Origin of the sequence: Amycolatopsis sp. lyj-109, assembly GCF_046548995.1 — a bacterium.
Lineage (GTDB): Bacteria > Actinomycetota > Actinomycetes > Mycobacteriales > Pseudonocardiaceae > Amycolatopsis.
The window spans coordinates 293,041-306,345 of record NZ_JAJPWR010000007.1; the positions used below are offsets into that span (position 1 = coordinate 293,041).

General features: G+C 66.8%; 17 protein-coding genes and 1 pseudogene. 6 read left to right on the plus strand and 12 right to left on the minus strand.

The window, feature by feature from the left end; all coding sequences use genetic code 11:
• Nucleotide 1: 1 nt before the first annotated feature.
• Both ACLJQF_RS18270 and ACLJQF_RS18275 read left to right on the plus strand, forming a co-directional pair.
• Nucleotides 2-679 carry a response regulator transcription factor gene (locus ACLJQF_RS18270; RefSeq protein ID WP_410610117.1) on the plus strand — a complete coding sequence of 226 codons (678 nt, stop codon included), beginning with the start codon at nt 2-4 and terminating at the stop codon, nt 677-679.
• Between the two features lie 10 nt (nt 680-689).
• Complete coding sequence (locus ACLJQF_RS18275) at nt 690-1,763, plus strand: sensor histidine kinase (protein ID WP_410610118.1); 1,074 nt, start codon at nt 690-692, stop codon at nt 1,761-1,763.
• 255 nt (nt 1,764-2,018) lie between these two features.
• Here the strand turns inward: ACLJQF_RS18275 and vanX are convergent, their stop codons facing one another.
• The 3 genes from vanX to ACLJQF_RS18290 are packed head-to-tail and all read right to left on the minus strand — an operon-like array spanning nt 2,019 to nt 4,607.
• Nucleotides 2,019-2,627, minus strand: coding sequence for a D-Ala-D-Ala dipeptidase VanX (vanX, locus tag ACLJQF_RS18280; protein WP_410610119.1), 609 nt, complete (start codon nt 2,625-2,627; stop codon nt 2,019-2,021).
• A complete protein-coding gene (vanA, locus tag ACLJQF_RS18285; RefSeq protein ID WP_410610120.1) occupies nt 2,624-3,640 on the minus strand; it encodes a D-alanine--(R)-lactate ligase in 1,017 nt (338 codons plus the stop codon). The genes vanX and vanA overlap by 4 nt, the downstream gene beginning before the upstream one ends.
• Nucleotides 3,627-4,607, minus strand: a complete 981-nt coding sequence (locus ACLJQF_RS18290) for a D-isomer specific 2-hydroxyacid dehydrogenase family protein (protein ID WP_410610121.1) — start codon at nt 4,605-4,607, stop codon at nt 3,627-3,629. Before ACLJQF_RS18290 ends, vanA begins: the two co-directional genes overlap by 14 nt.
• 227 nt (nt 4,608-4,834) lie before the next feature.
• On the opposite strand from ACLJQF_RS18290, the gene ACLJQF_RS18295 reads away from it, so the two are divergent.
• The 3 genes from ACLJQF_RS18295 to ACLJQF_RS18305 are packed head-to-tail and all read left to right on the plus strand — an operon-like array spanning nt 4,835 to nt 6,304.
• On the plus strand, nt 4,835-5,032 hold the full coding sequence (locus tag ACLJQF_RS18295; RefSeq protein WP_410610122.1) for a hypothetical protein: 198 nt from the start codon (nt 4,835-4,837) through the stop codon (nt 5,030-5,032).
• A 49-nt stretch (nt 5,033-5,081) separates the two neighbouring features.
• Nucleotides 5,082-5,546: a hypothetical protein gene (locus ACLJQF_RS18300; protein WP_410610123.1), complete on the plus strand. Its 465-nt coding sequence runs from the start codon at nt 5,082-5,084 to the stop codon at nt 5,544-5,546.
• Nucleotides 5,546-6,304, plus strand: coding sequence for an IS3 family transposase (locus ACLJQF_RS18305; RefSeq protein ID WP_410610124.1), 759 nt, complete (start codon nt 5,546-5,548; stop codon nt 6,302-6,304). Before ACLJQF_RS18300 ends, ACLJQF_RS18305 begins: the two co-directional genes overlap by 1 nt.
• Nucleotides 6,305-6,801: 497 nt before the next feature.
• Here the strand turns inward: ACLJQF_RS18305 and ACLJQF_RS18310 are convergent, their stop codons facing one another.
• The 9 genes from ACLJQF_RS18310 to ACLJQF_RS18350 form a co-directional block, all read right to left on the minus strand.
• Nucleotides 6,802-7,488: an O-methyltransferase gene (locus ACLJQF_RS18310; RefSeq protein WP_410610126.1), complete on the minus strand. Its 687-nt coding sequence runs from the start codon at nt 7,486-7,488 to the stop codon at nt 6,802-6,804.
• A 38-nt stretch (nt 7,489-7,526) separates the two neighbouring features.
• Complete coding sequence (locus ACLJQF_RS18315; RefSeq protein WP_410610128.1) at nt 7,527-8,768, minus strand: acyl-CoA dehydrogenase family protein; 1,242 nt, start codon at nt 8,766-8,768, stop codon at nt 7,527-7,529.
• 34 nt (nt 8,769-8,802) lie between these two features.
• The gene (locus tag ACLJQF_RS18320; protein WP_410610129.1) at nt 8,803-10,347 is read right to left on the minus strand and encodes a 4-hydroxyphenylacetate 3-hydroxylase family protein; all 1,545 of its coding nucleotides are present in this window, start codon (nt 10,345-10,347) and stop codon (nt 8,803-8,805) included.
• 17 nt (nt 10,348-10,364) lie between these two features.
• Nucleotides 10,365-10,829 (minus strand): AMP-binding enzyme, encoded by a 465-nt coding sequence (locus ACLJQF_RS18325; protein ID WP_410610130.1) that lies wholly within the window; start codon nt 10,827-10,829, stop codon nt 10,365-10,367.
• Nucleotides 10,830-10,987: 158 nt separating this feature from the next.
• Nucleotides 10,988-11,443, minus strand: a complete 456-nt coding sequence (locus ACLJQF_RS18330) for an SgcJ/EcaC family oxidoreductase (protein ID WP_410610132.1) — start codon at nt 11,441-11,443, stop codon at nt 10,988-10,990.
• Nucleotides 11,444-11,493: 50 nt separating this feature from the next.
• A complete protein-coding gene (locus ACLJQF_RS18335) occupies nt 11,494-11,967 on the minus strand; it encodes an SgcJ/EcaC family oxidoreductase (RefSeq protein ID WP_410610134.1) in 474 nt (157 codons plus the stop codon).
• 63 nt (nt 11,968-12,030) lie between these two features.
• Nucleotides 12,031-12,171, minus strand: a complete 141-nt coding sequence (locus ACLJQF_RS18340) for a hypothetical protein (protein WP_410610135.1) — start codon at nt 12,169-12,171, stop codon at nt 12,031-12,033.
• Nucleotides 12,172-12,233: 62 nt separating this feature from the next.
• Nucleotides 12,234-12,356, minus strand: coding sequence for a hypothetical protein (locus ACLJQF_RS18345; RefSeq protein ID WP_410610136.1), 123 nt, complete (start codon nt 12,354-12,356; stop codon nt 12,234-12,236).
• Nucleotides 12,353-12,748, minus strand: coding sequence for a thiamine pyrophosphate-binding protein (locus ACLJQF_RS18350; protein ID WP_410610137.1), 396 nt, complete (start codon nt 12,746-12,748; stop codon nt 12,353-12,355). Before ACLJQF_RS18350 ends, ACLJQF_RS18345 begins: the two co-directional genes overlap by 4 nt.
• 106 nt (nt 12,749-12,854) lie before the next feature.
• Here ACLJQF_RS18350 and ACLJQF_RS18355 point away from each other — a divergent pair.
• A pseudogene (locus tag ACLJQF_RS18355) lies at nt 12,855-13,125 on the plus strand (4-hydroxyphenylacetate 3-hydroxylase N-terminal domain-containing protein); the annotation flags it as partial.
• Nucleotides 13,126-13,305 lie beyond the last annotated feature (180 nt).

The following is a 13,305-nucleotide window of genomic DNA, read 5'->3' on the forward strand; positions in this document are numbered from 1 at the left end:
GGTGCGTGTCTTGATCGTCGAGGACGAGCCCTACCTGGCCGACGCCATCCGCGACGGCCTCCGGCTGGAGGCCATCGCGGCGGACACCGCCGGCGACGGCGACACCGCACTGGAGCTGCTGAGCGTCAACACCTACGACATCGCCGTCCTCGACCGCGACATCCCCGGCCCGTCCGGCGACGAGATCGCCCGGCACATCGTCGCCTCCGGCAGCGGCATGCCGATCCTCATGCTCACCGCCGCCGACCGGCTCGACGACAAGGCCACCGGCTTCGGCCTCGGCGCCGACGACTACCTCACGAAGCCGTTCGAGCTCCGGGAACTCGTGCTCCGGCTCCGGGCCCTCGACCGGCGGCGCGCGCACAACCGGCCGCCGGTGCACGAAATCGCCGGCCTGCGCCTGGACCCGTTCCGCCGCGAGGTCTACCGTGACGGCCGGTACGTGGCCCTGACGCGGAAGCAGTTCGCCGTGCTCGAAGTCCTCGTCGCGGCCGGGGGCGGGGTGATCAGCGCCGAAGAACTGCTGGAGCGGGCGTGGGACGAGAACGCGGACCCGTTCACCAACGCCGTGCGCATCACGGTTTCCGTGCTGCGCAAGCGGCTCGGCGAACCCGGGATCATCGCGACCGTGCCCGGCGTCGGCTACCGGATCGACACCGGCGACGACAGTCGTGGATAGGGAACCGGGGTTGAGCGCCCGCCTCAAGCTCACCCTCAGCTACGCCGGGTTCGTCATGCTGGCCGGCATCCTGCTGATGGGCGCGGTGCTGGCCTTCTACCTGTATTTCCTGCCCAACGGCTGGATCATCACCGAGGGCAACTTCTGGATCAACCGCGGGCGGCTGGTACGCGCCTTCGTCCCGTTCATGGCCGTCGTGATCGTCTTCCTGCTGGTGTTCGGGCTGCTGGGCGGGTGGGTCCTCGCCGGCCGGATGCTCGCCCCGCTGACCCGCATCACCGACGCCACGCGCGTCGCCGCCACCGGCTCGCTCTCCCACCGCATCCGGCTGCCCGGCCGCGCCGACGAGTTCCGCGAGCTCGCCGACGCCTTCGACACCATGCTCTCGCGGCTCGAGACGCACGTCGCCGAGCAGCGCAGGTTCGCCGCCAACGCGTCCCACGAACTGCGCACGCCGCTGGCGATCACGCAGAGCCTGCTCGACGTCGCCCGCAACGATCCCGAGCGCACCACGGACGAACTCGACGAACGCCTTCGCGTCGTCAACACCCGGGCGATCGAGCTCACCGAAGCCCTGCTGCTGCTCAGCCGCGCCGAGCAGCGGGCCTTCAACCGCGACCGCGTCGACCTGTCCCTGGTCGCGGAGGAAGCCGCCGAAACGCTCCTGCCCCTCGCCGAGAAGCGGGGCGTCACCGTCGAGACGTCCGGCGACGCCGCGCCGGCGTTCGGCTCACCGGCGCTCCTGCTGCAGCTGACGACGAACCTGGTGCACAACGCGATCGTCCACAACCTGCCCGAGCGGGGCGCGGTGTGGGTGACGACCGGCGCCGAACCGGGCGCGGTGGTGCTCACCGTCGAAAACACCGGCGAGCACCTCCCGCGGCCCCTGGTGGCCACCCTCGCCGAGCCCTTCCAGCGCGGCACCGAGCGCATCCGCACCGACCAGGCGGGCGTAGGCCTCGGCCTGGCCATCGTCAAGAGCATCACCCAGGCCCACGACGGAACGCTGACGCTGATCCCGCGACCGGCGGGCGGTCTCCGCGTCACCGTCCGGCTGCCGCAGCTGGTCGTGAGTGGTAAGTAGGGTTCTGGCGAACGGTCTGTTGCCGACCCACGTTGTCAGTAGGGCCAACTCACCGCCCGAAACGGCCAACTCGCCGGCGGTGTGGGTGAGTTGGCCGTTCCCGCGGGTGAGTTGGTCGTTCCGGTTGGTGAGTTGGCCGCCGGGGGGTGTGGGTGTCGGGGGTGGGGGAGACGCCCGCCGCGCCGTAGGTAGTCAAGTGACCGTCGGGTCTAACCCGACTTACCACTCACGACCACCAGCCACGGCAGACGGTGACTAGGCGACGGGAAAGTCGAAGTAGGTGTCCGGGTAGGGCTCGTCCTTCAGGCCGTAGTGCCACCATTCGCGGTCGTAGGCGGCGAACCCGCAACCCTCCATGATGGAACGGAGGCAGGCGCGGTTCCCGGCTTCGGCCTGCGGGATCCCCCGGGCGCCGTGGTGCGAGATCGCGTCCATCAGGTCGTGGCCGCCGCCCATGGACGCGAGCTCACCGGTGTCGAGGTGGTAGAGCGTCAGGTCGACGGTGCTGCCCCGGCTGTGGCCCGACTTGGCGGCCACGTACCCCTTGGCGAACATCGCGGCCCGGTCGATGTTCGGGTAGTGCCACAGTTTCGTGCGGCCGTCCTCGGGCTGGTCCACCCAGCGCAGGAAGCAGTCGACGGCGCGCTGCGGGCGGTAGCCGTCCCACAGCACCAGGCCGAAACCGAAGGACGCGGCCTTCTCCTGCGCTTGCCCGAGGGCGGCGCACAAGGTCTTCGTGCCGGCGATCCGGTTGACGAGGTACCCGTCGACCGGCTTGCCGGTGAAGTTGTCCCAGGTGGCGTACTTGGCGTCCCAGCGGATGCCGGGCACCAGCTCGTCCACGAAGGCGAAGTCGTCGTTCACCGGGCGGTCCCGGCGACGATCCGGTCGATCAGGTCCGGCAGCGGCACGCCGGCGGCGGCCATCATCCTCGGGTAGCGGCTGTACGACGTCAGCCCGGGCAAGGTGTTGACCTCGTTGAGGACCACCGTGCCGTCGTCGGTCAGGAACATGTCCACCCGGGCCAGTCCCCCGCACCCCAACGCGCGGTAGATGGCTTTCGCCGTCTCCTGGACGCGTGCGCGGATGTCGGCCGGGATGTCGGCGGGCACGACGGGCGTCGAGTTCTCGGAGCCGCTTTCGGGTGTGTCCTCCTGGTGGATCCGGAAGAAGCCGTGGGAAAGGGCGATCCGGTCCAACTCACCGGCGAAGAGCTCCGGGCCACGGCCCAGGATCGCGCACCCGACCTCGCTGCCGGCAACGGCCTCCTCGATCAGCACCTTCGAGTCGTACTGCGCCGCGGTCGCGATGGCCGCCGCCAGCTCGTCCGCACCGGACACCTTGCTGACGCCGAACGACGAGCCGGAACGGGCTGGCTTCACGAAAACGGGATAGGTGAGCCCTTCGACGTCCTCGCCCACCCGAACGGTCCGGAAGTTCGGCGTGGCGATACCCGCGCTCCGGGCGACGACGTAGGCGAGTGATTTGTCCATGCACAGGGCGGAACTTTGGACGTCGCAGCCGGCGTAGGGAAGGCCGGAGAGTTCCAGCAGCCCCTGGATCGCCCCGTCTTCGCCGAGCTTGCCGTGCAGCACCGGCAGCACCACGTCCAGCTCGATCGTCTCGTACTTCCCTTCTTCCAGGACGAGCAGCCCGGGAACGCTCCGATCCGGCGACAGAACGACTGTCCGCCCGTCTTCCCAGCCCGCTTCCGGTCCGTCACAGAGCTTCCAGGCGCCGGCCTTCGTGATCCCGACCCAGATCGGTGCGTACTTCCGGGTGTCGAGGTGTTTCGCGACCTCTTGCGCGGACTTGACGGAGACGGGGTGTTCTTCGGAACCGCCCCCGAAGATGATCCCGAGCCTAACCTTGGCCATGCCGTTCCCCGCTTTCGAATTTCAGGCAGTTGACGATGGAGCTTTCGACGGTGTCGCGCAGCGCGTGGTCCGTGTAGTAGGCGGTGTGCGGACTGACGAGCACGTTCGGCAGTTTCTGCAGCCGCACCAGCAGTTCGTTTTCGACGGGCCGCCCCCGCCAGTCGGCGTAGAAGACGCCTTCTTCCCCTTCGAGGACATCGAGTGCGGCCCCGCCCAGCCGACCGCTTTCCAGCGCCTCGACAAGGGCTCCGGTATCAAGGAGCGGCCCTCGCCCGGTGTTGACGACGAACGCACCGGGCTTCATCAGCTCGAGCCGTCCCCGATCCAGGAGGTGCCGCGTTCCGGCGTCGAGTGGCGTGTGGAGGGTGACGATGTCGCTCGACCGCAGCAGTTCTTCGAGCGGCAGGTAGTCGACGTCCGCGTGCGGCCGGCTGTCGTGCGCCACCACCCGGGCCCCGAACCCGCGCAGCCGCCGGACGACCGCGGCGCCGATCCGCCCGGTCCCGATCACCCCGACGGTCAGGTCGCGCAGTTCTTTGCCCCGCACGTCGTTCACCCGGTAGTCGTGCTCATCGGCCCGCCGGATGACGGACTGGGCGTCCCGCGACAGCATCAACATGAGCATGAGCGCGTAGTCGGCAACGCTGTCCGGCGAATAGGCGACGTTCCCCACGGAAATGCCGACGCTCCGCGCGTAGCCGACATCGACGTGGTCGTAGCCGGCGCTCCTCGTGGAGAGGTAGGTGACGCCGATCCGGCTGAGCGCAAGAAGAATCCGGTCGTCGACCGGTGACTTGTGGTCGACGCTGACACACCGGCGGCCGGCGGCGAGCCCGACGTTGGCCTCGCACAGGGCGGCGTCCGTAATGGTCGGCGTCACCCCGAAGCGCGGCGCCATTTCCCGGAACAGCAGGGCCTCATCGGGTGCACACCCATAGATCGTCATCCCGAGTGCCGGTTCGCTCATGCCGACCAGTCAAGGGAAGACGGCGTTGCCGGCACGTATGCGCTTTTGGATACACCGAAGATAAGTTACCGTCTGGTAAGTAACACCGAGGGGATCATGGCCTGCCGCCGCTGGGCCGACGAGCAGGGTGCCGTCCACGAGGAGACTTTCACCCACGAGCTCGCCTGGGAACCGGACAGTTGCCTGAGCGACGTCGAGGCCGACGGAAGTACAGCTACTTCAAGCTCGTGGACGACGTGTGGGCGCCCTGGGTGATCCGAACGTGGATCAGTCCTCAGGGCTACGACATGGAGGAAATCACGACATGGGGAGGCTGGCGGACCAGCTACCTCCGCAGCAAACTCGAGCGCCACAGCATGGGTGGCGAGCTGGTACCGATCACACAGGAGGAAGCCGAGCAGGGGCAACTTCCCCGCAAACGCTGACGCTCAACGCAAAAGGCCCGCACCCTGCACGGGTACGGGCCACCAAAGCGTGGAGGTTAGGAGACCTTACTCGAACACAAAAGACCAGGTCAGAGCCCTGGAAGAGCTCCGTGAGAAGCTTCCCAGTCTCGATACTCCCGAGCCGCCGCCGGTCAAGCGGGATCGCCCCAGCCGTGCCCGGCAACTCGGCCCCGACCAGATCGAGCAGTTGATCGCCGACTACCGGTCCGGTGCGACGGTGTACGAACTCGGTGACCGGTTCGGCATCGAACGGCGAACGGTCAGCACCATCCTCCACCGGCACGGCGTGCCGATGCGCCGCCGCGGCCTCTCGCCCGAGCAAGTCGACGACGCCATCCACCTCTACAACCTCGGTATCCACTCCTCGGGGGGAACCTCAGAGTTGCAACGGTTGCGTAGGCAGGTCGCCGAGCTGGAGAAGGACAACCAGTTCTTGGTAAAAGCCTCGGCGTACTTTGCCGCGATGCAGAAGAACCGGCCCGGTTCGATCTGATGGGCAAGTACGCCGGCCCCGACACGCCCGCCGAGGCCACCGGCGCCACCTCACCCGGGGACAACCGCTTCTCGGTCCGGCGTATGGCGCGGCTGCTGGGTGTGTCGGCATCCGGTTACTACGCGTACGTGAAACGCGCGGCGGCGGCGGCGTTGACGCCGCGGCAGCAGCGGCGTGCTGACCTGGCGGTGAAGATCCTGGACGTGCACGCCGAGTCCGAGGGGACGTACGGGTCTCCGCGGATCACCGCGGAGTTGCGGGATCGTGGTGAGACGGTGAACGAGAAGACCGTCGCGAAGGTCATGGCTGAGCTCGGGATCGAGGGCATCAGCCCGCGCACGTTCAAGGTCCGCACCACGGTGACCGACCCGGCGGCGTCGTTCCCACCGGACCTGGTGGCCCGTCGTTTCGACCAAGGGCGGCTGGACGCCGTGTGGTTGACCGACATCACCTATCTCACCTGCGGCGAGGGTGACGTGTATCTGTGCGCGATCCGGGATGGGCATTCCCGCCGCGTGCTCGGGCATGTCGTTGCCGACCATATCGGCGCCGACATGGTCTGTCAGGCCATCGACGCGGCGGTGGCCTGCCGCGGCCGCGGTGTGGCCGGTACTGTGCTGCATTCTGATCGTGGCGGGGAGTTCACCGCGGCGTTGACGGCCCAGGCCTGCGGTAGGCACAAGCTGAAACGGTCAACAATAGTCGGCGTCACTCCGCTATCGGGATGCTCAGCCCTGTTTGCTACGAGCAGTCCCTGACAGGCGCAGCGAAAGCTGCTTGATCACCTGTCCACTGTTCGGGGGGGAACCTCACAGAAACACGTCCCGGAACAACTGCAACCCGGTCGGTGAGTGGGGGCAGGCCACCGCCACTGTGCGAGAAACCCAGTCGATGCGCGGGTATCGCGTCAGGACACCGCACTGCAGGAGATCGCTCGTTGCCCGGGCGGACTCGAAGAGGAACTCCGGCATCGGCCGTGGCCTTGCCGGGGCAGACCCTGGCGAGACAGACCAAGGACCCCGCACGTCACCAGCTCACGGACGAGCGGGAAGACTATTTTCCCGGCAGGTTACCCTGCGCCAGATACGCCGCCGCGCGCTGCAGACCACCTTCTCCTGCTCCAGCAACCGGTTACGCTTCTTGACTTCGCGCAGCTCAACGGCCTCCTCCCGAGTCAGTCCGGGCCGGTTCCGTCGGCGACAAACCCGGCGCGGGCCGTGGGGTGTGCCTGACCAAATTCAACTACTACTGTGGACTACGCTGCGGCGCGCGAGTAGTTGGCTCGCTTATACGCTAGGGTCACACCATCGAAGACCGGCAGCATGCTCAGGTCAACCCGGTCGTCATCGCATAGTGCGGCGTTCAGCGCGCGGAGTGAGTCTGTCTCCTGGTCACTGATGTCGGGGCGCGCCACCTTGCCTGACCAGAGCACGTTGTCCAGCACAAGCAATCCGCCCGGCCGGAGTAATTCTAGGCATCGTTCGAAGTAGTCGGCATAGCTTTCCTTATTACAGTCGATGAACGCGAAGTCCACAGTGCCGGCGGCACCGTCGGCAAGCAGTGCGTCCAAGGTCTCGACGGCGGGACGGATTTCCACCTGGATACGGTCGGCGACCCCGGCCCGTTCCCAGAAAGGGCGGCCGATCTCGGGCCACTCCGCGTTGACGTCGCACGTGATGACGCGCCCATGTGCGGGGACGGCGCGGGCCATGGCCAGCGTGCCGTACCCGGTGAACGTCCCGACTTCGACGACGGTCGTGGCCCCCGTCAGCCGGACGAGGAAGCCAAGCAACTGCGCCTCCTCTGGTGGAGTCAACATGGCGTGCTCGAACGAGAGCCGCATGGTGGCCGCCCGCAGCTCACGCGCGATGTCGTCTTCGCGAAGGGAAACATCCTGCACGTACTCCAGGATTTGCTGGTCCAGCACCAAACTGTGGATCACCCGGTTCCTCCTGATCTCGGCGATAGCGTGTTGTGAGTTCAGCTCGCGATGCCTAGTTCCAGTTGAGCGAGTTCACGGGGGTAGATGGTGGCCAGCCAGATGTGCACTCCGGCATGCGTATGCAGGGTCGACATATCCCGCCAGATCCGCTCGAGCCGTTCACCCGCACCTACGGCGGCGCTGGTCCCGGCGGTGGGAAACAGAATGTCGGATACCGCGTTCCACGCCAGCCGCACGACCTCGCGGCTGATGATCGACATCCGGAGCTCCACCTCACGTGTGACATTCCCCTGCTCGGCCGTCTCATGCCATTGCCTTAGCATGTCCGTCATCGCCGCCCGTGCCGCCGCGATGCGTCCGGCCGCTTCGCCGTAACGGAGCTGAAAATCCGGGTCCTCAGCACGCGGTCCGAACGGCGGATACGCGATCAGACGTTCCCGCGTCAGCTCGGCGTAGACATCCAGTGCGGCGGTAGCCATGCCCACGGCCAGCGCGCCGAGCTGGAAGCTGAACGGGGCCAGCACGCTGCCGCCGTACAAGGTGGTGCCATGCAACCGAAGCCCCGGCGTTCCCCCCACGACGGAGGTCATTCCCATATGCGTACCAGGCAGGGCGTAGTACGCCGGGATATGCGCCTTCTCGACTTTGATGCTGTACGAGCCACTGCCTTTCAGACCAAGTTGGGAACCCCAGTCGTCCAGCCGCCGCCACTGGTCCCTCGGCACGATGAACATCATCTGCTCGGGCGGTTCTCCTTCCGCTCCCGCGACGAAGGTCTGGCCGACGAAATGAGTGGCGTAGGGCGAGCCGGAGGCATAGCGGAACACGCCGTCCACGATCCAGCCGCCGTCTTCGGCAGGCTCGGCGAACCCGGCCGGCGCGATGACTCCCGGGCAGATGAAGTCACCGCCCGCGAATAGCTCATTCTGCGCTTGTTCGCCATAAAGAGTAGCAATCAGATGGGCGTGGGACGCCCCAAGGGTATACATCCACGCCGTCGACGCGCACCCCCGCGCGAGCCTGGCAACCACCTGCATGTGAGTGTCAATACCGAATTCGTAACCGCCGTATCGCCGTGGCACCAGTAGCCGGTAGAAGCCGGATTTGCGCAGGAGTTCATGCGTGTCAAGCGCATAGAATCCGCGGTCCTCCGTCTCCTGCTGTCGGTCGACGAGCGTCTTGGCGATCCGTTCGGCGCGGGCCAAGACTTCGTGCTCGGTCAGGCCCGGCTCTGGCGGAAGCGGATAGTCCTTCGCCGAGGTATCCATGGCGGCTGTCATGTGCTGACCGTCCTTCCATCGAAACATGATCACGTCAGCCAAGTAGAGCGCGGCCTGCCGCGCCGATGTCGGGGAACGAGGCGAGGTCCGGCACCTGCCATCCGTTCAGGTCATATTCGGCAAGGCAGCGGTCGACGAACGCACGATAGCCGTCGAGCTTGCCGTCGCCGAGTTGCCCACGAAGTAATTCGGTCCTGGTGTTTTCGTGGTTACCGGTATAGTTGCGTTCGTAGAGTTCGTGCCTGCCGCCGAATTCGGTGCCGACCGTGTCCCAGAGCAGTTTCATCACCTTTACCCGCTCGACGGCGTCGACCCCGTTCGATCCGCGCAGGTACTTGTCAAGGTACGGCCGGATGTCGTCGTTGTGGAAGTCCTGCGCGCTGGAGTTGAGGTAGATCAGTCCGCTCGCGACATCTTGCAACACGATCTCCCTGATCCTCGCGTAGCCGATCTGGGAGAACCAGCGGTAAGCCATGGCGTAGTCCGGGTTGGGCAGGACAGCGCCACCCCGCCACGGCACCGGGTTCCGCGCTGCGGCGTCGGACAGCCCCCAGAACAGATTGCGCCAAGCGAGCACTTCACCTAGTCGCGTCTGTACCCCGCGGAACTCGGAGACCCCGGTGATGTCTAGCGCCTTGGCCAGCAGACCGGCGATGAACTCCAGTTTCACCGCGAGCCGCGTACAACCGTGGAACATGGCGCGCTCGTTGAACCCGGAATACCCGGTAAACATGCCGACCTTGGCAGTATCCCCATAGATGAACACGTTTTCCCACGGGATCAGCACCTTGTCCAGTACCAGCACGCTGTCGTTCTCGTCCAGCCGCGAGGACAGCGGGTAGTCGAACGGGCTGCCGGTCAGCGCGGCCGAGGCGGCGTACGACTGGCGGCAGATCAGTTTTTGGCCAGGGGCGTTCATCGGCACGGTGGCGACAATGGCGAACTTGCGGTCTTTGATAGGCAACCCGGTGTGGGCGATGAAGTTGTAATGCGTCAGCGCGGAGTTCGTCGCGACGACCTTCGCTCCGCTCACCACCAGACCGCTGTCGGTCTCCCGCTCGACGTGCACGAACACATCGGCGACCTCGTCCGGCGGCCGGTGCCGGTCCACCGGCGGATGTACGAAGGCGTGGTTCCAGTACAGGACCTTCTCCTGTGACTCCCGGTACCAGCGCTTCGCATTCTCGGCGAACGGGTTGTAGAAGTCGGCGTTCGCGCCGAGCGTGCCGAGGAACGACGCCTTGTAGTCCGGACCACGGCCCATCCAGCCGTAGCTCAGCCGTGACCACGCGGCGATGGCCTGTTGGTCAGCGATCAGATCGGCCGCGCTGTGCGGCGTGGTGAAAAACCGGTGCGTGTAGCCGCCGGGGCCGCCGGCGTCGGTTTCGGTGGTCAGCACGTCCCGATGCTCCGGGTCGTGCAGTGCGTCGTAGAGCCGGGCCGTCATGCGCGCCGGGTTGCGGAACGCGGGATGTTCGGTGACGTCCTTGACTCGGTCGCCATAGAGGTAGATCTCGCGGCCGTCGCGGAGACTTTCAAGATATTCGGCGCCGGTCAGCGGCCGGGTCTGTTCGGTCATCGCGTTCTCTTTGTCTCTCAGGCCGCGGTGCTCTGCGTGGCGTCGATAAGTGCCGCGGGACCGGCGACCGTGGACGGGACCATGTAATCGGGCAGCGTTCGGGATGCGTGCGCACGCACCGAATCCACGTCGACGGCGGATTTCGAGACCACGTAGGCGACGAGTCGTTTGGCGTCCAGATCGACGTCGGTGGCGACGACCACCACCTGATCGACTCCGGGGTGTCCGGCCAAGGCTGCCTCGACGGCGGCCAGCTCGACTCGGAAGCCACGAATCTTCACCTGGTCGTCGGCGCGTCCGACATGGATGATGGCGCCGTCCCTGCCGACCCGAGCCGAGTCGCCCGTGCGGTACATCCGCTCGTCCGACCCGGCGAACGTCCGCTCGACCTGAGCGGAGAACAGGTCCCGAATGGAATCGGCTGACATCGCATCTCCTGTGCCTGATTGGTTCTGACGTGCGGCCTCGGCCCGGCCAGACATGGCGGCGCGGTCCTAGCCGACACCACGGCTGGGCCGCTTTGCTCGCGGTGACGCCACGTGACGCCACCGCACCGACCGCCACTTTCGTGGGGATGTCTCCTCAATCTCGATCAAGGTCGAGGTCGAGGTCGAGGTCGAGGTCGAGGAGACACACCCTCCTAACTGTTGACAGGGCTCGTCTGCCTCGACATGACCCGCCAGTCGCCGTCCTTCTTGACAAGCACCCACAGCGAGCGGGCCAGCTCTTCCGGTTCGATGCCGTCTTGGCCCTTCTTGACGACACCTCCCTCGGTGACCGCGATCGCTACCGAGTCGGTCAGCAGGCGGACCTCCTTCGGCTCGTCGGTCAGCCGGGTTCCCTGGAAACCACCGGCGAAGGCGTCGGCCAGGTACGCGCGGATCTCCTCACGGCTGCTCAGCTGGGCATCGCCCACGAGCATGCTGCCGTTGTCGACGAACAGGTCGGCGATGGCGTCGGCGTCGTTCGCGTCCCACCCCGCCCGTACGCGCAGCTGCGCGGTCACCACGGCACCCTCGACCCCGTTGGGGTAGGGGCCGTAGTGCGACGCCCACTTCTTCGCACCCTCCACGAGGGCTTCGGCGTTGCTGCTCATTGGTTCGTCCTCCAAGCGAGTCTTGTCAGTTGTTTGCTGATCGCGGCGGATTACCAGCGCAGGGTCGCGCCGCCCCCACGCGGGCTGTTCTGGTAGGCGGCGAGCTGCCACTGGCCGTCCCGCTTCACGACGACCCAGCTCGACAGCACCGCCAGTTCCGGCGCGATCTCGGTCTCCCCGGGCGCGAGAATTCCGCCGTGCGTCCGGAACACGGCGACGTCGTCGGTGACGAACCGAAAATCGACCGGTCGTCCCGTTACGCCCGTTCCCTTGAACGGACCGGAATAAGCGGCCGCCATGAAAGCCTGGATCTCTTCGCGGCCGCGCTTGTAGACATCGCCGGGAAGCAGCATCACACCCTCTTCGGTGAACACCTTCGCGACGTCGGTCGCGTCGTTGCGCGACCACGCCTCGATCAGCCGCAGCGGCACGCCAAGGGCTTCCTTCTGCTTCTCGCCGGTGAACTCGCCGTAGTAAGCGTCCAGGGCGTCGCTGGTCGCCTCGGCCTCATGAATCGCGGTCATTGAACGTCCTCTCGAAATCAGGACAGGCACTTCCAGTAATGGCCTGTCGATTATGGTTGCCGGTCACGGGCCCGGCCGTCTCCTCGCTTGCCGATCCGCGCCCGCCCCGGCGAGCACCAGCGGCCTGCGCGCCGTGGCGAGCCGGTGCAGGACGGCGTCCACTTCCGCCGGCTGGCATGCGGGCCGGCGGACCGGCTCGCTCACCACCGCCGGTTCCCCTTCGCCGGAACATGCGGCGGAGGCCAGGTCGGCAGGCAGGCACAACATCACCGGGCGTCCCCGTCGCGGGCGAGCGCCAGCGCCCGTGCCGCCGTCCGCCGCACCGGCTCGCCTGCCGTCACGCGGACCGCGCGGGCACCGATCGCGTCGGCGAATCCGGCCGTGTTCATGTCGAAAGGGCGTGGGCCGCCGGTCGCCGCATCGCCGCATCGCCGCAGATGACGATCACGGAGCTGCGATGTTTCACCGCCTCGCTCAACGCCGTGGCGGTGTTGGAAAGACCGGCTCCATGCGTGGTGGCGCAGACCGCGATCTCGCCGGTGGCCCGGTCGTAGGCGTCGGCCATCGCCATCGCCCCGCCTTCGTGCCGGGCGGCCACGTAGTCGACGCCGTGCCGGATCAGGCCGGCGACGGCGAGGAAATTGCCCGCACCGACGACGCCGAACGCCTGCCGTACGCCGTCACGGGCGAGCTCCCTCACCAGAACGGACACCAGGTCTGTCATGTCCCGCGTCCCATCGTCGATGAATGGCTTATGTGGCACCACGTTCGCAGCACCCACGGAACCGGTGCGTCTCCCTGGCTGCTTCCGGCAGGGCGATCGGCACGAGAAGCGCACGGTCGGAGACGCCCTGGTGAGAACCGTGCTGTGACGCTTGACCACATGAATGGGGCCACTGACCGGCGACGAGTACGTCGAGAGCATCCGTGACGGCAGGGAGATCTACCTCTACGGCGACCGGGTGAAGGACGTGACGACCCATCCTGCCTTCCGAAACCCGGTGCGGATGACGGCACGGATGTACGACGCCCCTGCACGACCCGGCCCGGCGCGAGGACCTGCTGCGGCCGGGCGACGCCGTGGACGGGCCGACGCACAGCTTCTTCACCACCCCGCGCAGTGCCGACGATCTGGTCGCCGACCAGCGGTCCATCGCGGTAAGCGTTCCCGAACGCCTCGGCGACCGCGTCTTCTCGATTGCTGCCCGCGACAACAGCGATTCTCGCACGATTCCTGCGCGGCAGGCCGTGCGTTTCGAACGATATGGAAGGTAGTCCATGAGCAGCTTTGACGTTTCGCGCATTCTTGCGAACGCCAGGACGGTGGCCGTATGTCGT

Bases quoted from the DNA above. Each gene is read 5' to 3' on its own strand.
- vanA (WP_410610120.1), bottom strand. From the start codon at position 3,640: ATGGCCAAGGTTAGGCTCGGGATCATCTTCGGGGGCGGTTCCGAAGAA.
- ACLJQF_RS18290 (WP_410610121.1), bottom strand. From the start codon at position 4,607: ATGAGCGAACCGGCACTCGGGATGACGATCTATGGGTGTGCACCCGAT.
- ACLJQF_RS18305 (WP_410610124.1), top strand. From the start codon at position 5,546: ATGGGCAAGTACGCCGGCCCCGACACGCCCGCCGAGGCCACCGGCGCC.
- ACLJQF_RS18315 (WP_410610128.1), bottom strand. From the start codon at position 8,768: ATGACAGCCGCCATGGATACCTCGGCGAAGGACTATCCGCTTCCGCCA.
- ACLJQF_RS18320 (WP_410610129.1), bottom strand. From the start codon at position 10,347: ATGACCGAACAGACCCGGCCGCTGACCGGCGCCGAATATCTTGAAAGT.
- ACLJQF_RS18325 (WP_410610130.1), bottom strand. From the start codon at position 10,829: ATGTCTGGCCGGGCCGAGGCCGCACGTCAGAACCAATCAGGCACAGGA.
- ACLJQF_RS18330 (WP_410610132.1), bottom strand. From the start codon at position 11,443: ATGAGCAGCAACGCCGAAGCCCTCGTGGAGGGTGCGAAGAAGTGGGCG.
- ACLJQF_RS18335 (WP_410610134.1), bottom strand. From the start codon at position 11,967: ATGACCGCGATTCATGAGGCCGAGGCGACCAGCGACGCCCTGGACGCT.
- ACLJQF_RS18345 (WP_410610136.1), bottom strand. From the start codon at position 12,356: ATGAACACGGCCGGATTCGCCGACGCGATCGGTGCCCGCGCGGTCCGC.